We start from the raw sequence: 18,703 nt of genomic DNA, 5'->3' as shown, positions 1-18,703 counted from the left end.
CGGTCGGCAGTCTACTGACGACAGTTACCCCTGCCACGAAACGGAGACGCACCATGCGTTCACCGAAGCGGATCCTCGCGACGCTCGGCGCCACAGCCATGCTGAGCACCGCGCTGGTCGGCATCACCGCCGCACCGGCCAGCGCGGACCCCTGCCCCTCGGGGGCGGCGTGTGCCTACACCAACGAGAACTGGGTCGGCACGGCCGGCCCCGTCTACGGGGACAACAACAACCTGCGCCAATACGCCACCTGGAACGGCGCGGAATCGATCTACAACAACGGCAACAGTTGCACCGTGTACATCTACTCCGCCCTCAACCGCGGCGGCGCCCGCTACCCGCTCGCCCGTGGCACGGGCTGGCGGACGCTGAGCGGTTCGTCCCTCTGGCACCACGCCTGGAGCAACAAGTGGTGCACCCCCTGATCCGACGTGCTCTCTCCGCGTTCGCGGCGGCGGCACTCGTTGCGGTGGGCCTGGTCGGCTGTGGGGGAGACCCCGCCGCCGACCGGGCCCGCCCGGCCCGGCTGTATCCCTTCGCCAGCGCGGTGTACTACACGCCCGAGGAGGAGCGGGTGATCCACGACGCGCTCGAGAACCGGACCGTGGAATGTATGCGCGAGCGCGGCTTCGACTACCAGCCCGTAGGCGGTGGGTCGGCCGACGTGGAGCCGGACAACCCGTACGCGCTGCTCGACACGCGTACCGCTGCCACCCACGGGTACGGGATCGTGCCGGCGGAGATACAGCAGCGTCAGCGGCCTGCGGCGACGGACACTCCGCAGACCGATCCCACGTACGACCGGGCGCTCGTCGGCAGCCAGGACGACCTGGTCACGCTGTCGCTGCCCGGTGGCGAGCAGGTGTCGGTGGCCGTCGGCGGCTGCGTGACGGTGGCCCGGACGAAGGTCTTCGCCGCCGACTGGGACACCCTCTACTACACGTTCCAGTCGCTCAGCAACCAGGCGATCGAGCGGACCGGCAAGGATCCGGCGGTGAACGCCGCAGTGGCGTCCTGGTCGGCGTGCGTCGCCGAGTCGGGTTACCGGGCGGCGACCCCCGGCGAGTTGCGCGAGCAGCTCGCGCAACGGGCGCGCCAGGCCACCGACGACGCGGCGGTGCGCGAGGTGGCGCGTGCCGAGTTGGCCGCCGCCGGTGCGGACGCCGCCTGCCAGGAGCGTGCTCGCCTGCGCGAAGCGACGGAACAGGCACAGGCCGCTGCCGAGGCTGCGCTGCTCACCGCTCCCCTACAGCAGGACCTGGCCCGCCTTCGACACCTCAAGCAAGCAGCCCTGACTTCCTCCCCGCCCCCATGATCCGCTTGGTCGGGGGCCGACTCCGGCGTGTCGTCGGCGTGACACGTACGGGCGCCCCTGACCAAGCGGCTCCAGCCGAGCTGAAGGTCCGTACCCCCGAGCGGACCTGACGTTCCGGGCGGAGCCGGACCGGGCTGGGTGCGGACGGTGTGTGGCCGTCCGCACCCGGCCCGTCCGGCGTCGCCGACCGGCCTCAGCGGGCCGGTGCCGGGGTCGCCCGGCCCAGCGCGGGCGGGCGGACCGGGGACATCTTCTCCAGGTAGCGCCAGAGGGCGTCGCCGCCGTTGTACAGGCTGCGGTCCTGCTTGCGCGCCTCGAACAGCGCGGTGAAGCCGGGTGTGGCGTTCTTGGCGAAGAAGTTGTTCGCCAGGGTCGCGACCCGGTAGGTCGAGCTGAGCCGCAGCGGTTTCCCGCCGATCCGCACGCTGTCGGGGTCGACCCGGTCACCGACCGGCCTGGACAGGTCGTAGCGGTACCGGACGTTGTCCGACACCGCCATCTGCCGGTACGTCACCGCGCCGTCCGCCGCCTGCTGCCACTGGCTCTCCAGAAGCTGGTCGAGCTGTGCGCCGGTCACGTCGCCCCGGACCAGTCCCACCCCGATGCCGCTGTCGTAGACGGTGCCGAGCGCGAGTTCGGAGAAGAGCACCCGGCCCGGGGCGTCGGCCGGGTTGGCCGGGTCGGCGGCGTACCGGACGTCCCGGCGCAGGATGCCGGGCATCGCGACCGCCAGGTCGGCCCTGCCGTCGGAGTTCGCGGCCCAGAGGAACGCGTCGGCGGTGACGTTGTACATGCTCGACTCGGCGCCGTCGCCCGGGGCCCGGGTCAGGTCGGCGGTCACCCGCGCGACCGGCAGGTTCGACCGCTTCGCCAGCTCCGACCGCCAGTAGTCGGCGATCCGCAGCGTCTCCGGGTCCGGGGTCACGTCCCGGGTGTTGGGGTGGTTGACCGAGGTCGTCCGGTCCCGCAGCACCTCGCCGGTACGCGGGTCGAGCTGAAGGTTGATCTCGTTGAACAGCCGGCCGTGGTTGGCCGCCTCCACCACCGGGCGCGGGTTGCCGGCCGGGTCGGGGAGCATGCAGTTGACCAGTGCGTGCCAGTGCCCGGTGACGATCGCGTCGACGTCCGGGGTGATCCGGGCGTTGGCGTCGACCATCGGGCCGAACGGGTTGACGCACTCGTCGTACCCGGCGCCGGACTGCTGGGAGAAGCCCTCGTGGACGACCGCGACGATGGCCCGTACGCCCTGCCGGCGCAGCACCGCCGCGTACCTGTTGACCGTGTCGGCCTCGTCGAGGAAGTCGAACCCCTTCGGGGTGTAGGACATCTGCTCCTCGGACATCAGCTTGGTGGTGGCGTGCACGAAGCCGACCGGCAGCCGGCCGCCGCGCCCGTCGCTGACGTACTCGACGTGGTACGGCGGCAGCTTCGGCTTGCCGCTGCGGTCGTCCACCAGGCTGCCGGAGTAGTAGTCGTAGTCCGCGCCGTGGAACCGTCGGCCGGTGGAGTCGGTGAAGCAGACGTCGTTGTCGGGGCGCCACCGGCAGGTGCCGTCGTCCATGTGCCGGAGGAACTCGTAGCCCCGGTCCATCTCGTGGTTGCCGACCGTGGAGAAGTCGAGCCCGATCGAGTTCAGGTACTCGATGGTCGGCTCGTTCCAGAACCACCCGGTCTCGTTCGGCCAACCGCTGAAGTCGTCCCCGGCGGAGAAGAGGATCGAGTTCCGCTGCCCGGCCTGGCGCTGCTTGAGGTGTGCCGTCAGGTAGGCGCCGCCGCCGACCTGGGCGGCCGGCTCGCCGGCCCGGGCCCCGGGCACCGTCGTGGTGTATTCGCCGAAGTAGCCGTGCAGGTCCGTGATGGACAACAGTTGCACCGGGACCGGCGTACCCGGCCGAGCGTCGGCCGCGCCGAAGACCGGCGCGCCCGCAGCGGCCGGCGAGGCCGCGCCACCGGCCAGCAGCAGGCCGGCGGCCACCACCGCGACCAGGGCGGATCGGCCACGCCGGAACATCGGACCGGGCCGGAGCAATCGAGCGCTGTCACGCATGTGTCGGGCTCCCAAGGGTGGTACGGGTTGGTTCGCCCGGACAGCCTCCGCCCAGTTGATCAACATTGCGTGAACCGTGGTGGTGCCCGACCTGACGACGCACTGACGACGCGCCGCCGAGCTGGCCGGATCGCTGCGGGCCGGCGGCCGGGTCGGGTGACCCGACGGGCTCGTCGAGCCGCCGACGAACGCCTACGAGTCCTCGCCGAGGGCCGCCGCGAACTCCACAGCGATGGAATCCTCGCCGATACCCGCCGCGGACTCCGCAATGATGGAATCCTCGCCGATGCCCGCCTCGAACTCTGCGGTGAAGGATGCCTCGCCGAGGGCCGCCAGGGTTCTCGCGGTGATGCGGTCGACGTCGAAGCGCTCGGCCTCCGGCATCGGCGCCCCGGTCGATTCGCGGATCCGGGCGGCGGCGCCCAGCAGGCGGGCGGCGGCCACGGGCTGCCCGGCGAGGGATCGCGCGCCGGCCAGGCCCTCGAAGGCGAGCGCGAGGGCCCGGGGGTCGCCGCCGGACCGGGCGACGACCAGTCCCTCCCGGTGCCGCGCCAGAGCGGTGTGTCCGTCGCCCCGAAGCTCTGCGAGGAAGCCGAGTTCGGCCAGGAGCAGCGCGGGTCCGGGACCGAACTCGACCGTACGGTGCCAGTCCAGCACCGCGAGAAGGTGCTCCTCGGCGGCGTCGAACCTGCCCTCCCGCCGGGCGCCGAGAGCCAGGCCGATCTCGGCGTGTATCTCGCCCGCCCGGTAGCCGTGCTCGGCGGCCAGGTCCATCGCCCTCCGGTGGAGTTCTCCGGCTCGCTCGACGTTGCCGAGCAGCAGCGCGATCCTGCCGAGGCCGGTGAGTCGGTCGGCGGCCTCCGTCCAGAGTCCCAGTTCCTCGGCCAGCCGCAGCCCATCCTGGTGTATCTGGACGGCACGCTGGTAACCGCCGGTGATCTCGGCCAGGGCCGCCAGCGGATAGCTGGTGTGCAGCCGCCCCCAGCGGTCGTCCAACTCCTCGAACAGGCAATGGCCGTGTTCACCGCTGCTGCGTAGCGCGGCGAGGTCACCTCGCATGAGGGCCTGCTTCGCCCGGGTGCTCTGCGCCGCGGCGATTCCCCAGCGGTCGCCGACGGTGCGAAAGGTCGTCAGCGCCCCGTCCACCAGGATCTCGCTGCGGGCGAGGTCTCCGCCGCTGGTGAAGAGCGCGTAGCCGAGGAACCACTCGGCCCGGGCGAGACCGGTCGGGTCGGCGGTGTCTCCGTCGGAGACCGGACCCGGCGGACCGTGAACGGCATCGCTGTCGGCTCCGGCCAGCAGCGTGAAGCCGGCGTGCCAGAGCGCGACACGGGCGCGGAGGTGCGCCGGAAGGTCGGCGGCGACGGCCAGCACCTCGGCCAGCGACCGCCGAGCCTCGCCCAGTCGCCCGCGCAGGAACCAGTACCAGACCAGGGCGAGGGCGAGACGTGTCGCGTCGGCCGGGCTCTGCCGGTGCACGGCACGGTCCAGGGCGACCCGGAGGTTCGCCGTTTCCTGGTCCAGACGCGTCAGCCAACGCTGCTGGCCGGGGCCGCGCAGCTCGGCGTCGGCCCGTTCGGCGAGGGCGGTGTAGTAGGCGTGGTGGCGCAGTTGCGTGATCTCGGACTCGCCCGCCTCCGCCAGGCGTTCGAGCGCGTACGCCGCGACCGACTCCGGCAGGCGGTACCGGGGGCCGTCGCCGACGGTGACGAGGGAATGGTCCACCAGTCGGATGAGCGGGGCGAGCGCGTCCTGTTCACGGCCACACACCGCCTCGGCGGCATCCAGGGTGCAGCCGTCGGCGTGCACCGCCAAGCGCCGCAGAACCATCCGCTCGCCGTCGTCGAGCAGGTCCCAGCTCCAGTCGATGACCGCGCGCAGGGACCGCTGGCGTGGTGGCACGCCACGGTGGCCGTTGGCCAGCAGCCGGAACCGGTCGTCCAGCCGGGCGGACAGCTCGGGTACGCCGAGCGCCCGGACCCGCGTGGCGGCCAACTCCAGCGCGAGGGGAAGCCGGTCGAGGCGGCGACAGATCGTCGCGACGTCCTCCGCGTTGTCCGCACCGACGACGAACCCGGGAACGTTCGCCGCGACACGTTCGGCGAACAGGCGCTCGGCGTCGGACTGCGTCAGCGGCGGCACCGTCCACACCGTCTCACCGGCCAGCCCGAGCGGCTCTCTGCTGGTGGCCAGGATCCGCAGGCCGGGAGCGGTGGCCAGCAGCCGGTGGACGATGTCGGCCGTCGAGTCGACCACGTGCTCGCAGTTGTCGAGCAGCAGCAGGAGTCGTCGGGTACGCAGCGCCTCCGCCAGGGTCACCGCGCCGTCCTCCCGGACTTCCAGGGCGGCACTCAACTGCTCGGCCGCTCCGGTGGATCCGGCCAGGCTGACGTACCGGACGCCGTCGGGGTAGGCGTCAACCAGTTGTCCTGCCGTCTCCTCCGCCAGCCGGGTCTTCCCCACCCCGTTAGGGCCGGTCAGGGTCACCAGCCGGTTGACGGCGAGCAGTTCGCGTACGGCGGTCACCGCCGTACTCCTGCCGATCAGGTCGGTGAGCGGGGTCGACGGCGGCGCCGGCGGTTCTCCGCTGACCCTCGTCCGGGCCGGAAGAGAGGTCTCCAGTGCTGCGTCGTGTTCGAGGATCGCCTGGTGGAGACTGGTCAGCTCTGGGCCGGGGTCCACGCCCAGCTCGTCGGCCAGGTGTTTGCGCAGCTCGGCGTAGCCGGCCAACGCCTCGGCCCGCCGCCCGGCCCGGTACAGGGCACGTAGCTGGACGGCCCGCAGCCGCTCCCGCAGCGGATGGCGCGCCACCAACTCCCCCAGTTCGCCGATCAGCGCGTGGTGCTCGCCCAGCTCCAGTCGGGTTTCGGCCAGTGCCTCGATCGCGGCCAGCCGTTGCTCCGCGAGCCGCCCGGCGGCCGTGCGGACGAACTCCGCGTCGACCAGGTCGGCGAAGGCATCTCCCCGGCACAGTGCGAGCGCTTCGTGCAGCAGCTCCGCTCTGGCGCGAGGATCCACGGTGGCGTACGCGGTGGTCGTCAGCTCGACGAACCTGTCCGCGTCGAGCGCACCGGGGTCGATCCGCAACAGGTACCCCGGGGGGCGGGACACCACCAGCGCCTCCGCGCCGGGTTCGGCCTGGGCCAGGGCACGACGCAGCCGGGAGACCTTGGTCTGTAGGGCACCGGCCGGGTTGCCGGGCAGCCTGTCCCCCCACAGGTCGTGCACCAGCCGGTCGACCGACACCGGACGTCCCGCGTGCACGAGCAGGTCGGCCAGCAACGCGCGGACCTTCGCCTCGGGGATGTCGACGGTCGCCCCCGCCGTCGTCGAGACGGTGAGCGGGCCCAGCACGGAGAAGTACATGGCAGCACGCTAATCCACCGTTCGACAGAGCCCGCCGGAGTTCCGCCAGCGACTCGACAGCCGACCGACAGCGGCGGCAGGCACGGTGTTCTCGCAGCTCGGGTCATCCACCCGGGCACCTGTCGCACATGGAACGAGGAGCGCTCGGATGTCGGAGAACAAAAAGCAGTCGCGCACGGTGTCGGTCATCGGGCTGGGTCAGATGGGCACCCGGCTGGCCCAGGCTTTCCTGGCCGCCGGCTACCGGACGACCGGGTGGAACCGCAGCGCGGAGAAGACCGACGCGCTCGTCGCGCAGGGTGCCCTCGGTGCGGCCACCGTGGCCGACGCGGTCGCGGCGAGCACCCTGGTGGTGGTCCGCCTACCGGACTACGGGATCGTGCGGAGCCTGCTCGATCCGGTGGCCGGGAGCCTGCGCGGCCGGGTACTGGTCAACCTGACCTCCGGCACGACCGAGGAGGCAGGCAGGATGGCCGACTGGGCGGCCGGGTACGGCGCGGCGTACCTGGACGGCGCCGCGATGAGCGGTACCCGCCTGGTCGGGCGGCCCGAGGCGCTGTTCGTCTTCAGTGGCTCCCCGGCGGCGTTCGCCGAGCACCGGACGGTGCTGACGAGCCTGGGCAACGCCGTACACCTCGGTGCCGACCCGGCGCTGGCCGCGCTGTACGACACCGCGTTGTTCGGTCTTGCCTGGGGTGCCCTGGCGGGCTTCTACCACGCCGTCGCCCTGGTCGGCGCGGAAGGCGTCGACCCGACCGCCTTCGCCACGGTGGCGACCGGCCACATGCCGTTCGTCACCTCGCTGATGGCCGACCACGCCCGCCAGATCGAGGACGGCCGCTACCCGGACGACGACGGAACCGTACGGGTGCACGCGGCGGCGATGCAGCACCTTCTCGACACCAGCGCCGCCCAGGGCGTCGGCACGGACGTGCCGGAGCTGGTCAAGGCGTTGCTCGACCGGGCGGCGGGCGCGGGGTTCGGCGGCGACGGCATCGCGAGCGTGGTCGAGACGATCCGGAAGGGCGCCAGCAATGTCTGAGCAGGGCAGGCCGAACGTGACGGTCCTCGGGTTGGGCCGGATGGGCACGCCGATCGCCGCCGCGTTCCTCCGCGCCGGGTACCCGACGACCGTGTGGAACCGCACCACGGGAAAGGCGGACGGCCTCGTCGCGCAGGGCGCCGTCCACGCGGCCACCCCCGCCGAGGCGGTCGCGGCCAGTCCGCTGGTGGTGGTCCCACTGCTCGACTACGACGCCGTACGGCGGGTACTCGGACCGGCCGCCTCCGCCCTGTCCGGCCGGGTCCTGGTCAACCTCGCCAACGGCGCCCCGGAGCAGGCCCGGGAGCTGGCCTCCTGGGCGACCGACCACGGTGCCGACTATCTCGACGGCGCGATGATGGCGCTGCCGCAGACAGTCGCCACCCCGGAAGGATTCTTCCTCTACAGCGGTTCCGAGCGGGCCTTCACCACCTACCGCGCCGAACTGGACGTCATGGCGTCCAGCCACTACTTCGGCGCGGATCCCGGTCTGGCGGAGATCCACGACCTCGCCCTGCTGGGCACCGGGTACGCGGCCCTCACCGGATTCCTGCACGCCGCGGCGCTGCTCGACGCACTGGGTACCGCTCCGGCGGACTTCGCCCCACTGGCTTCCAGGTGGCTGACCGGAATGGCACAGTTCCTGCCCGAGCTGGCCCGGGAGGCCGGGGCGAGGGCCTACGACGGCGGCGTTTCCACGGTCGACCTGAACCGGGTCGCGGTGGACAACCTCGTCCGGATCAGCCGGGCCAACGGGGTGGGCGGCGACGTACACGAACCGTTGCGGGCCCTGCTCGACAGACGGTCGGCCGACGGCCACGGGGAGGAGAGCTTCTCCAGCGTGTTCGAGCTGCTGCGGCCCAGGGACGCCGGGCAGCGGTGAGCCGCCGTTGCGCCTCCTACAGTGGGCGCGCGCGCTCCACTCCGGGTGAAAACCGGACAAACTTCTTCGAGTCGCGGTACCGTTCCGTCATCCGGGCCGACCGTCACCGCAGCCACAGTCGACGGCCGGTGCCGTCCTCGGCCGAAGAAGGGATCGCGTGACAGCTCCGTCCGACCTGGCGTTCGCCCGTCGCCTACCGCCGGCCGAGGCGGTCGCCGAGGAAGCACCACTGATCGCCGGTGCCGCCCACGAGATGGCCGCCCGGTTCCGGGCCGGCGGCCGACTACTGGCCTTCGGTACCGGTGCGGGGGCCGCCGACGCGGCACACCTGGCGGTCGAGTTCGTCCATCCGGCCGTCGTCGGTGCCCGGGCGTTACCGGCGATCTCGCTGGTCAACGACGGCGCCGCGCTGACCGCCGTGACCCGGGCCCACGGCCACGGCCAGGCGTTCGCGGCGCAGTTGCGGATGCTGGGGCGCCCGGGCGACATCGCGGTCGGCATCGGTCCGAGCCCGCTCTGCCGGAGCGTCCGGCGGGGCCTGGCCGAGGCGGTGAGCGGCGGACTGCTGACCGTCGCGCTGACCGGTACGACCGAGCCGGTGCTGCCCGGCGTGCGGCACTGGTTCGCGGCCCGGACCGACGACCCACGGATCGCCAAGGAGATCCACGTGACCGTCTACCACATCCTCTGGGAACTGGTGCAGGTCTTCCTGGACCAGCCGGCGCCGCACAGTAGTGCCCGGGAGGCGGTGCGATGACCGGGGATTCCGCGACCGATCCGGCGCCCCGGCCGGCGTGCGCCGACGAGGTCTGCCTGACCTGCGGCGACCACGCCGAACCCGGCACGGTGCTGGAACTGCGGCCCGACCGGCTCGCGCTGGTGCAGACGGCGGCCGGCCACGAGGAGGTAAGTGTCGCGCTGGTCTCGGCCCGGGTCGGCGACACCGTCCTGGTGCACGCCAAGGAGGCGATCGGAATCGCCCCTGCCCCGCCCGGAAGGACGGACCGGTGACCGCGCCCGACGCCCTGGCCCTGTATCCCTTCCTCCGGCCAGGTGCCGACGACCCCGACGCCCTGCTCACCGCCGTCACCCGGTCCACAGTGGAAAAGGTCCGGCAGATCGTGACCCTGCGCGAACAGGTACGCCAGCGGTACGGCCCGGAACTCGACGCCTGCGGGTACGCCCTGGCGGCGGCGTTCCGGTCCGGCGCCCGGCTGTACGCCTTCGGCAACGGCGGCAGCGGCACCGACGCCGCCTCGGTCGCGCAGCTTTTCCTCGCCCCCGACCCCGGCGGCCGGGCCCTGCCCGCGACGTCGCTGACGGCCGACGTCGCGCTGCTTTCGGCGCTCGGCAACGACGTCGGATTCGACGTGGTCTTCGCCCGCCAACTCGCCGTCTTCGGCCGACGCGGGGACATCGCGGTGGGGTTGTCGACCAGCGGCGGCTCGACCAACGTGCTGGACGGTTTCACCGAAGCGCGCCGGCTCGGCATGCTGACCGTGGGACTGGCCGGCTCGGGCGGCGGCCGGATGGCCGAGGCGGGCACCGTCGACCACCTCTTCGTCGTGCCGTCGTCGTCGGTGCACCGGATCCAGGAGGCGCAGACCACCGTCTACCACGTGCTGTGGGAGCTGGTCCAACAGGCGCTGGCGGGACCGGGCTGACCCCGGTGGGCGGCGCGGTGCGGTGCCGGGTCCGGGTGGAGGGGACCGTCCAGGGCGTCGGGTTCCGGCCCTTCGTGTACGCGCTGGCCACCGAGTTCGGCCTCTCCGGGCTGGTCGGCAACGATCCCGGCGGCGTCTTCATCGAGGTCGAGGGGGCGGCGCCGGCGGTGACCGCGCTGGTCGACGCGGTACGGGACCGGGCACCCGCGCTGGCGGAGGTGGACCGGGTCGACGTGACCCGCATCCCGGTCACCGGGAGCCGGACCTTCGAGATCGCCCCGAGCCGGCCCACCGGCAGCCGATCCACCACCGTGGCCCCGGACGCGGCGACCTGCGCCGACTGCCTCGCCGAACTCTTCGACCCGGCGGACCGGCGGCACCGGTACCCGTTCGTCAACTGCACCAACTGCGGGCCCCGGTACACCATCGTCACCGACCTGCCGTACGACCGTCCCGGTACCACGATGGCGGGCTTCGCGATGTGTCCGGACTGCGCCAGGGAGTACCACGATCCGGGTGACCGCCGGTTCCACGCCCAGCCGGTCTGCTGTCCCGCCTGCGGTCCGACGCTGGAGCTGGTCGGCGCGGACGGCACACCGGTACCCGGCGACCCGGTGCGGACCGCCGCCGCGTGGCTGGACCAGGGCGCGGTGGTCGCGGTCAAGGGGTTGGGCGGATACCACCTCGCGGTGGACGCCACCGACGAGGAGGCCGTCGCGACGCTGCGCGCCCGGAAACGCCGGCCCGGCAAGGCGTTCGCGGTGCTGGCCCGGGACCTGACCGAGGCGGCCCGGCTCGGCGTACTCGACGAGGTGTCCGCGCGGCTGCTCGATGGTGCCCGCCGTCCCGTCGTACTGCTGCCGCGCCGGGCCGGCGCCCCGGTCGCGCCGTCGGTGGCCCCGGGGGACCGGCTGCTCGGCGTGCTGCTGCCGTACACACCGCTGCACCATCTGCTGGCCGGAGCACTCGACCGCCCCCTGGTCCTGACCAGTGCGAACGTGTCGGACGAGCCGATCGTGCACCGGGACGACGACGCCGGGCGGCGACTTCCCGGGCTCGCCGACGCGGTACTGCGGCACGACCGACCGATCCACGCGCCGTGCGACGACTCCGTGGTCCGGGTCGTCCGGGGCCGGCCGACCTCCGTCCGGCGCGCCCGGGGGTACGCCCCGGAGCCGATCGTGCTGCCGTGGCCGTCGCCGCGTCCGGTGCTCGGCTGCGGCGGGCAGACGAAGAACACGTTCTGCCTGGCGGACGGGCGACGGGCGATCCTCTCCCCGCACGTCGGCGACCTGGACAGCTATCCGGGTACGGTCGCCTTCGCCGACGGGGTGGCGCGGCTGTGCCGACTGTTCGGGGTGACCCCGGCGGTGGTCGCGCACGACCTGCACCCGGACTACCCGTCCACCCGGTACGCCCGCGCGCTGCCCGACGTCGAGCTGGTCGCGGTGCAGCACCACCACGCGCACGTCGCCGCCTGTCTGGCCGAGAACGGCGAACCGGGGCCGGTCGTCGGGGTCGCCTTCGACGGCACCGGGTACGGCACCGACGGCACCGTGTGGGGCGGGGAGTTGCTGGTGGCGGACCTGACCGGATTCGTGCGCGCCGGCCACCTGCTGCCGGTACCGATGCCGGGCGGTACGGCGGCGATCCGGCAGCCGTGGCGGATGGCGGCGGCCTACCTCTCCGCCGCCTACGACGGGCAGGTGCCGGACGGACTCGACGTGGTACGCCGGAACGCCGACCGGTGGCCCGACGTGCTGCGGCTCGCGGCGCGCGGGGTGAACTCGCCACCGACCTCCAGCGCCGGACGGCTCTTCGACGCCGTCGCCGCCCTGCTCGGGGTGCGGGACGTGGTCGACTACGAGGGACAGGCGGCGGTGGAGTTGGAGCAGTTGGCCGACCCGGGCGTCCGGGACGGCTACCCGGTGACCGTCACCGGCCCGCCCACCGTCGACCCGCCCGGCGGCGGCGTACACGGTGTCAGCGCGCCCGTCGTCGGCGTGCACGGCGTCGACCTGGTCCGGGGGGTGCTGGCGGATCTGCGGCGCGGCGTGCAGCCCGCGGTGATCGCGGCGCGCTTCCATCACGGGCTCGCGGCGGCGACGGTCACCGCCGTGCGGCGGATCGCCGAGACCGCCGGCCTGGGCACGGTGGCCCTGTCCGGCGGGGTCTTCGGCAACCCGCTGCTGCTCGGTGCGGTGACCGACGGGCTGACCCGGCACGGTCTGCGGGTGTTGACGCACCACCGGGTGCCGTGCAACGACGGCGGGATCAGTCTCGGCCAAGTCGCGGTGGCCGCCGCCCTGGACCGGGTGGCCGCCGCGCGGTCCGGGGCGGGTGAGCCCGGGTCAGCAGATCCGGGGCAGCGGGTCGCCGACGAGCAGGTCCACGATCCGGGTACCGCCGATTCCCGTGCGTAGCAGCACCAGGCCCGGCGGGTCGGCCCGGACCTGGCCGATGATCGCCGCCTCCGCGCCGAGCCGATGACCGCGTAGCGCCCGCAGTGCCGGTTCGGCGTACCCGCCGTCGACGACGGCGACGAACCGGCCCTCGCAGGCGACGTAGAGCGGGTCGATGCCGAGCAGTTCACTGGCGCCGGTGACCTCGGGACGGATCGGGATCGCCGACTCGTCGACCACGATCGCCGCCCGGGACGCACCGGCCACCTCGTTGAGTACGGTGGCCACGCCGCCCCGGGTCGCGTCGCGCAGTGCCCGGACCCGGCCGGGAACCGCGTCGAGGAGCCGGGCGACGACCTCGGACAGGGCGGCGGTGTCGGAGCGCAGGTCGGCCTCGATGTCCAGGTCGCCCCGGGCGATCATGATCGCCGTGCCGTGCTCGCCGATCGGCCCGGAGAGCAGTATCGCGTCACCGGGGCGCGCGTTGCCGACCGAGAGCGCGACCGGCCGTTCGAGCAGTCCGACCCCGGCGGTGTTGATGTAGCAGCCGTCGGCCTTCCCGCGCTGCACCACCTTCGTGTCGCCGGTGACGATCGACACGCCGGCCGCCCGTGCCGCGCTGGCCATCGAGCTGACGATCCGGCGCAGGTCGGCGACGGGGAAGCCCTCCTCCAGGATGAACCCGGCCGAGAGGTAGCGCGGCGTCGCGCCGCAGACGGCCAGGTCGTTGACGGTGCCGTTGACCGCGAGGTCGCCGATGTCGCCGCCGGGGAAGAACAGCGGCGAGACGACGAACGAATCCGTGGTGAGTACCGCCCGCGCCGGGCCGAGCGGCAGGGCCGCACCGTCCTCCAGCGGGCCCTGCCCCGGGCTGCCGTACGCGTCCAGGAAGATCGCCTCGACCAGGGTCTGCGTCGCCTTGCCACCGGCGCCGTGGGCCAGGGTGATCCGCTCCTCCCGGACGGTGGGCCGGCGGCTGCGGGCGCGCTCGATCCGGTGCAGCACCTGCTGTTCCCGGCCGGGTCGGTCGGGTCCGGCCGGCACCGGGTCGGATGCCTCCCGCAGCGCGTCCCGCACCGCGCGTTCGGCCCACTCCGCCTGGCGCTGCGGTACGACCCGTTCCTCGTTCACACCCGCGTCGCCTCCCGGACCCGTTCCCGGCTGAACCGGCCGAAGTTGTAGTACGCCGCGCAGGCGCCCTCGGCGGAGACCATGCAGGTCCCGATCGGGGTCTCCGGGGTGCAGGCGGTGCCGAAGACCTTGCACTCCCACGGCTTCAGCACGCCCTTGAGGACCTCGCCGCACTGGCACGCCTTCGGGTCCGCGACCCGGATTCCGGGTACCTCGAAGAGGCGTTCCGCGTCGAAGGCCGCGTACTCGTCGGCCATCCCGAGCGCGGAGTACGGGATGAACCCCAGTCCCCGCCACTCGAAGTACGGGCGCAGCCGCATCACCCGGGCGATGGCGGCCAGCGCGATCGGGTTGCCGTCCTCCGGCACCACCCGGGCGTACTGGTTCTCCACCTCGCAGCGGCCGTCGGCGAGCTGACCGAGCAGCATGTGCACCGACTGGAGGATGTCCAGCGGCTCGAAGCCCGCGACGACCAGCGGCTTGCCGTGCTCCCGGGCGATGAAGTCGTACGGCCGGCAGCCGATCACCGTCGACACGTGCCCCGGGCCGAGGAAGCCGTCGAGCCGCAGGTCCGGCGAGTCGAGGATCGCCTTGATCGCCGGGATGATCGTGACGTGGTTGCAGAACACGGAGAAGTTGTCGACGCCCTGCTCGGCGGCGCGGAGTACGGTCATCGCGGTGGACGGCGCGGTGGTCTCGAAGCCGATCGCCATGAACACGACCCGGCGGTGCGGATTCTGTCGGGCGATCTTCAGCGCGTCGAGCGGTGAGTAGACCATCCGGATGTCGGCGCCGGCCGCCTTCGCGTCCAGGAAGGAGCTCTGCCCACCCGGTACCCGCATCATGTCGCCGAACGAGGTCATGATCACGTCCGGCTGCTCCGCGATGTGGATCGCGTCGTCGACCCGGCCCATCGGGATGACGCAGACCGGGCAACCGGGCCCGTGCACCAGTGTCACGTTCTCCGGGAGGTAGTCCTCCAGGCCGTGCTTGTAGATGGTGTGGGTGTGGCCGCCGCAGACCTCCATGAACTTGTACTCCCGGCCCGGCCGGCACCGGGCGGCGATCTGCCCGGCCAGCGCGCGGGCCCGGCCCGCGTCGCGGTACTCGTCGACGAACCGCATGGGATGCCTTCCGTTCTCAGCCGATGTTGGAGGTGCGCAGCGCGTCGAGTTCGTCGGCGTACGGCTGGCCCATCTCCTCCAGGTAGGCCAGTACGGCCTGGGCCTCGGTCTCGGAGATCTTCGACAGGGCGAAACCGACGTGCACCAGTACCCAGTCGCCGGGCTGCAACTGCTCGTCGGCGAGCAGCGCGACGTTGATCCGGCGACCGACGCCACTCACCTCGACCAGGGCCAGGTCGGGTTGGTCGGCGACGAACCGGACCAGCTCACCCGGGATACCCAGACACATCCGCCGGCTCCTCCCGTGCGGCGCGGAACCGGCCCGGTGCCGGCACCGGGTCCACCGGCGAGGGGCCCGCCGGCACCGGATCCACCGGCACCGAATTCATCGGCAACGGGTCCACCGGCGAGCGGTCCGCCGGCACCGGATCCACCGGCAACGAGCCCACCGGCACCGGGTCCACCGGCACCGAATTCATCGGCGAGTCCGCCGGCTGGTCGGCCGGGCCGAACCGGATCGACTCCAGCACCAGTTCGTCGCCACCGGACAGTTCCACGTCGGCTCCGCCGCAGTTCGGGCAGACGGCGAGGGTGTCCAGCGAGTCGGCGCGGTGCCCGCACGAGCGGCAGGTAACGCTGGTCGGGGTGACCACCAGGTCGACGGTGGCGCCCTCGGCCGCGCTGCCGGCGGCGACCATGGCGAACGCCTGGTCGAAGGCGTCGTCGAGTACGGCGTGCCGGACGCCGACCCGGATCCGCACGTCGCGCACCGGTCGGCCGGCCGCCCGTTCCCCGATCAGGTCGACCAGCCCTGCACACATCCCGATCTCGTGCATATTCGCTACATCCGCTCCATCTTCACATAGCGCTTCAATCCAGACCATTCAAGCACTAAAAGGGCAGAAATGCCGGCGGCTGCCAGAACCGCCACCGCGTACAACTTGGTCTTCATCTCGGGTCTCCCGGGTCGCCGTCCGGCGGGTCGTCCACCGGTGCGGACCGCCGGGCCCGGTCGGACCCAGCGGCGATCAGTTCCGACAGGGTCTGCTCGACCAGCCGGACCGCCTGCTCCACCGCTGCTTCGACCGGCGCGCTCAGCCCGACCAGCACGTCCTCGCCGAGCACCTCGGTCGGCAGTGTCGCCGGCTCGCAGCAGAGCACCAGCCTGCGTTCCGGCACCCGGCCGAGTTCGGCGGCCAACCGCAGCACCCTGACCGGATCCATCCCGTGCGGCTCCACCGTGGAGCGCCCGGCCCAGCCCTGCGCCGCGTCGAGCAGCGTGAGGGTGCCGGCCGGCTCGCCCCGGGGCGCCGCGTCCACGAAGACCACCGCCGCGTAGTCGCGTTGCAGCGCGTAGACCAGGTCCATGCCCCGGATGCCGAACTCCACCACGTCCACCTCGGGTGGACACGGCCGCTCGGCGAGCCGACGTACCACCGCCACGCCGAAACCGTCGTCGCCGAGGAAGACGTTGCCGATCCCGGCGACGAGTACCCGCACCGGAGCGGCGTCGGTACTCGCCGGACCGAGTGGCTCCACGTCGGCCAGCCCGTAGAAGAACCGGTGACCGGGCAGCCGGGCGTCGCCGAGGTCGCTGCCCGGATCGTCCTCCAGGGTCACCGCGAGGTGCAGCTCACCCGCCTCGTCCTGCTCCACGCTGCGCACCACCGCGACCCGGCCGCCGAGCGCCAGGTCGAAGATGTCGGCGGAACCGCGCGGACGCAGCCGTACCCGGCTGCCCGCCCGGACAGTGCTGCCGGCCACCACGACGCTGTCCGGGCCCCGGCTCTCCATCCGGGTCCAGAAGTCCGTCCCGCTCACGACCGCTCCCCGACCGGCGCCACCGCCGAGTCCGACGCCGCCGCCGCTGCCGAAGCCGACGCCGACGCCGACGCCGACGCCGACGAAGCCGAAACCGAAACCGACGCCGACGCCGACGCCGACGAAGCGACCGAAGCCGAAACCGCCGAGGCCGAAGCGACCGAAGCCGAAACCGCCGAGGCCGAAGCGGCTGGTGGCGAGGAGACCGGTGCCGACGGCCGGCGGACCTCGCGGAGCCGCCCACCGAGTCGTAGCAGCTCCGCCGGGGACAGCTCGGCGCACCGGTCAAGGATCTCCCGGGCCCGTGGGTCGGTGTCCCGGGCCTCCCGCCGTTCCTCGTCGGTCAGCGACAGGATGCTCAGGGTGAGTAGCTGGTCGATCTCGGTGGCGTCGAAGAGGTCGCCGGGACTCTCCGGAGCGATCTGCGGATAGTCGTAGAGGATGATCGGCGCGGACAGCAGGGTGCGCCGGTCACCCTCGGCGCCCACCAGCACCGGCCACGCGCCGACGTTGCGGCAGGTCGAGGCGAGCGGGCGCAGTTCCTCCGGCGGGTCCGTCGCGGAGACGAACCGGCCCTGGCCACTGCGCAGGACGGTGTGCGCCGACAGCAGCGCCCGATGCGCCGCCTCGGCCCGGGAGTCCCCGGACCACGAGGTCGTGTTGCGGGTACGCACGGCGACCCGGAACAGCCCGGCCGACAGTCGTTCCGCCCCGATCTCCACCTGCCCGCGCAGCGTCTGCCAGCCGCGCACCACCTCTCCGACGGTACGTCCACCCGCGTCGGTCAGCTCCTCGACGACCTCGCCGGCCGGGTACCCCAGCTCGATCCGGTACCCGGCCGCCACCAGTCCCGCCAACGACAGTCCGGTGACCACCGCGCTGCGTTCGACCGACTCCTCGCCCGCCAGGTGGCGCTGCCCGTGCACGGTCAACTCCGGCAGCCACGCCCCGCCGGGTTCCCGGACTCGCCGGGTGACCAGGTGCAGGAACCGTACCTCCACGTCGAGCCGGGCCGGCCCGTCCGCCTCCACCAGGCACTCCGTCTGGGTCGACGGGGTGTCGCCGGTGCCGCCGGCCGCGCAGTGCTCCGGTGGGAAGAGTCCGCCGAAGGTCCAGCGCTGCTGGTTCTTCCGGGCCGACCGGCGGTACGGCCACAGCAGGTAGCCCTCGTAGAGCACCGCCTGGGCGATCTGTCGTACCGGGTCCGTGCTCATCCGCCGCTCCTGGTCGGTCCGGTGTCGCCGAGCAGCCGTTCGACGGTCTCGCTCCAGGTGGCCAGGGCATGGCGTGCCTGGTAGGCCCGCAACCGGTCGACGGTGTCCCGGTCCAGCCGCAGCCAGGCGCTGCCGGGAAAGTGCCGCTCCATCAACTCCCGCCACACCCGCACCGGCATCCCGTGGGTGGCCCGGGTGTCCCACGGGATGTGCGCCGCCCGCAACCGTCCGTCGACGGTGTAGAAGACGGTGCCGGAGAAGAGGAACTCCAGCGGTACCTGACCGTCGGCCAGCGCGTGCAGGTACTTCGCCGCCGCCACCTCGAAGTCGTACGTGCAGGGCACCAGGATGTAGACGACGGTCTCCCCGGTGAACGGCGGCACCTGCGTGGTGGCGTGGGTCCAGAGCAGTCCGCGCAGCGCCCGGTCCCACCCCTCGGGCGGGCCGAAGAGGTCGCGCAGCCGATCCGTCTCGTCGGCGTCGTACCGGCGGCGGTCCGCCGCGAGGTGGATCTGGGTGGCCAGCGTGATCGCCCGGACCGGCAGGCCGGCGGGCGCGCCGACGCGGGCCCGGAACCGCAGCGTCGGCACGGCCGCGAAGTCGACCGCCTCGGCCCGTTCGACGGCGACGGTCAGCGTCGGCGCGGCCTCCTGGACCGGCCCCACGGAGCCGACGGCGGTCATCGGATGCTCCA

The 18,703-nt window shown here is 72.9% G+C and carries 17 protein-coding genes; 8 read left to right on the top strand and 9 right to left on the bottom strand.

What is annotated here, in order from left to right:
* Positions 1-53: 53 nt before the first annotated feature.
* Positions 54-425, top strand: a complete 372-nt coding sequence (locus Pen02_RS14455) for a peptidase inhibitor family I36 protein (protein WP_203866515.1) — start codon at positions 54-56, stop codon at positions 423-425.
* A complete protein-coding gene (locus Pen02_RS14450) occupies positions 410-1,315 on the top strand; it encodes a hypothetical protein (protein ID WP_203866514.1) in 906 nt (301 codons plus the stop codon). The genes Pen02_RS14455 and Pen02_RS14450 overlap by 16 nt, the downstream gene beginning before the upstream one ends.
* A gap of 193 nt (positions 1,316-1,508) precedes the next feature.
* On the opposite strand, the gene Pen02_RS14445 is transcribed toward Pen02_RS14450, so the two are convergent.
* The gene (locus Pen02_RS14445) at positions 1,509-3,362 is read right to left on the bottom strand and encodes a bifunctional metallophosphatase/5'-nucleotidase (protein ID WP_203866513.1); all 1,854 of its coding nucleotides are present in this window, start codon (positions 3,360-3,362) and stop codon (positions 1,509-1,511) included.
* 192 nt (positions 3,363-3,554) lie between these two features.
* Complete coding sequence (locus tag Pen02_RS14440) at positions 3,555-6,728, bottom strand: AfsR/SARP family transcriptional regulator (protein WP_203866512.1); 3,174 nt, start codon at positions 6,726-6,728, stop codon at positions 3,555-3,557.
* A gap of 148 nt (positions 6,729-6,876) precedes the next feature.
* Here Pen02_RS14440 and Pen02_RS14435 point away from each other — a divergent pair, with 148 nt between their 5' ends.
* The 6 genes from Pen02_RS14435 to hypF all read left to right on the top strand — a co-directional run bounded on the left by Pen02_RS14435 (position 6,877) and on the right by hypF (position 12,740).
* Complete coding sequence (locus Pen02_RS14435; RefSeq protein ID WP_203866511.1) at positions 6,877-7,770, top strand: NAD(P)-dependent oxidoreductase; 894 nt, start codon at positions 6,877-6,879, stop codon at positions 7,768-7,770.
* Positions 7,763-8,653, top strand: a complete 891-nt coding sequence (locus Pen02_RS14430; protein ID WP_203866510.1) for an NAD(P)-dependent oxidoreductase — start codon at positions 7,763-7,765, stop codon at positions 8,651-8,653. The genes Pen02_RS14435 and Pen02_RS14430 overlap by 8 nt, the downstream gene beginning before the upstream one ends.
* 157 nt (positions 8,654-8,810) lie before the next feature.
* Positions 8,811-9,410 carry an SIS domain-containing protein gene (locus Pen02_RS14425; protein ID WP_203866509.1) on the top strand — a complete coding sequence of 200 codons (600 nt, stop codon included), beginning with the start codon at positions 8,811-8,813 and terminating at the stop codon, positions 9,408-9,410.
* Positions 9,407-9,664, top strand: coding sequence for a HypC/HybG/HupF family hydrogenase formation chaperone (locus tag Pen02_RS14420; RefSeq protein WP_203866508.1), 258 nt, complete (start codon positions 9,407-9,409; stop codon positions 9,662-9,664). Before Pen02_RS14425 ends, Pen02_RS14420 begins: the two co-directional genes overlap by 4 nt.
* Positions 9,661-10,317, top strand: coding sequence for a D-sedoheptulose-7-phosphate isomerase (locus Pen02_RS14415; protein ID WP_203866507.1), 657 nt, complete (start codon positions 9,661-9,663; stop codon positions 10,315-10,317). The genes Pen02_RS14420 and Pen02_RS14415 overlap by 4 nt, the downstream gene beginning before the upstream one ends.
* Positions 10,318-10,352: 35 nt before the next feature.
* Positions 10,353-12,740: a carbamoyltransferase HypF gene (hypF, locus tag Pen02_RS14410; RefSeq protein WP_203866506.1), complete on the top strand. Its 2,388-nt coding sequence runs from the start codon at positions 10,353-10,355 to the stop codon at positions 12,738-12,740.
* Here hypF and hypE read toward each other — a convergent pair.
* The 7 genes from hypE to Pen02_RS14375 all read right to left on the bottom strand — a co-directional run bounded on the left by hypE (position 12,669) and on the right by Pen02_RS14375 (position 18,692).
* Positions 12,669-13,850, bottom strand: coding sequence for a hydrogenase expression/formation protein HypE (gene hypE / locus Pen02_RS14405; RefSeq protein WP_239140664.1), 1,182 nt, complete (start codon positions 13,848-13,850; stop codon positions 12,669-12,671). The genes hypF and hypE overlap by 72 nt on opposite strands.
* Entirely contained in the window at positions 13,847-14,974 is a 1,128-nt protein-coding gene (gene hypD, locus Pen02_RS14400) for a hydrogenase formation protein HypD (protein ID WP_203866505.1), read from the bottom strand. Before hypD ends, hypE begins: the two co-directional genes overlap by 4 nt.
* A gap of 16 nt (positions 14,975-14,990) precedes the next feature.
* Entirely contained in the window at positions 14,991-15,263 is a 273-nt protein-coding gene (locus Pen02_RS14395) for a HypC/HybG/HupF family hydrogenase formation chaperone (RefSeq protein WP_203866504.1), read from the bottom strand.
* Entirely contained in the window at positions 15,241-15,810 is a 570-nt protein-coding gene (locus tag Pen02_RS42545; protein ID WP_203866503.1) for a hydrogenase maturation nickel metallochaperone HypA, read from the bottom strand. The genes Pen02_RS14395 and Pen02_RS42545 overlap by 23 nt, the downstream gene beginning before the upstream one ends.
* Before the next feature lie 112 nt (positions 15,811-15,922).
* The gene (locus tag Pen02_RS14385; protein ID WP_203866502.1) at positions 15,923-16,795 is read right to left on the bottom strand and encodes a hydrogenase maturation protease; all 873 of its coding nucleotides are present in this window, start codon (positions 16,793-16,795) and stop codon (positions 15,923-15,925) included.
* Positions 16,792-18,009 (bottom strand): hypothetical protein, encoded by a 1,218-nt coding sequence (locus Pen02_RS14380; RefSeq protein ID WP_203866501.1) that lies wholly within the window; start codon positions 18,007-18,009, stop codon positions 16,792-16,794. Before Pen02_RS14380 ends, Pen02_RS14385 begins: the two co-directional genes overlap by 4 nt.
* Positions 18,006-18,692 carry a DUF6084 family protein gene (locus Pen02_RS14375; RefSeq protein WP_203866500.1) on the bottom strand — a complete coding sequence of 229 codons (687 nt, stop codon included), beginning with the start codon at positions 18,690-18,692 and terminating at the stop codon, positions 18,006-18,008. The genes Pen02_RS14380 and Pen02_RS14375 overlap by 4 nt, the downstream gene beginning before the upstream one ends.
* Positions 18,693-18,703: the final 11 nt, after the last annotated feature.

This window comes from Plantactinospora endophytica (assembly GCF_016862915.1).
GTDB classification, from domain to species: Bacteria; Actinomycetota; Actinomycetes; order Mycobacteriales; family Micromonosporaceae; genus Plantactinospora; species Plantactinospora endophytica.
This window is presented reverse-complemented; position numbering and strand designations above follow the sequence as displayed.

What these genes read in the sequence shown, in the direction of transcription:
- Pen02_RS14455 (WP_203866515.1), top strand. Translation starts at nt 54, where the DNA reads ATGCGTTCACCGAAGCGGATCCTCGCGACGCTCGGCGCCACAGCCATG.
- Pen02_RS14445 (WP_203866513.1), bottom strand. Translation starts at nt 3,362, where the DNA reads ATGCGTGACAGCGCTCGATTGCTCCGGCCCGGTCCGATGTTCCGGCGT.
- Pen02_RS14440 (WP_203866512.1), bottom strand. Translation starts at nt 6,728, where the DNA reads ATGTACTTCTCCGTGCTGGGCCCGCTCACCGTCTCGACGACGGCGGGG.
- Pen02_RS14435 (WP_203866511.1), top strand. Translation starts at nt 6,877, where the DNA reads ATGTCGGAGAACAAAAAGCAGTCGCGCACGGTGTCGGTCATCGGGCTG.
- Pen02_RS14430 (WP_203866510.1), top strand. Translation starts at nt 7,763, where the DNA reads ATGTCTGAGCAGGGCAGGCCGAACGTGACGGTCCTCGGGTTGGGCCGG.
- Pen02_RS14420 (WP_203866508.1), top strand. Translation starts at nt 9,407, where the DNA reads ATGACCGGGGATTCCGCGACCGATCCGGCGCCCCGGCCGGCGTGCGCC.
- hypD (WP_203866505.1), bottom strand. Translation starts at nt 14,974, where the DNA reads ATGCGGTTCGTCGACGAGTACCGCGACGCGGGCCGGGCCCGCGCGCTG.
- Pen02_RS14395 (WP_203866504.1), bottom strand. Translation starts at nt 15,263, where the DNA reads ATGTGTCTGGGTATCCCGGGTGAGCTGGTCCGGTTCGTCGCCGACCAA.
- Pen02_RS42545 (WP_203866503.1), bottom strand. Translation starts at nt 15,810, where the DNA reads ATGCACGAGATCGGGATGTGTGCAGGGCTGGTCGACCTGATCGGGGAA.
- Pen02_RS14380 (WP_203866501.1), bottom strand. Translation starts at nt 18,009, where the DNA reads ATGAGCACGGACCCGGTACGACAGATCGCCCAGGCGGTGCTCTACGAG.
- Pen02_RS14375 (WP_203866500.1), bottom strand. Translation starts at nt 18,692, where the DNA reads ATGACCGCCGTCGGCTCCGTGGGGCCGGTCCAGGAGGCCGCGCCGACG.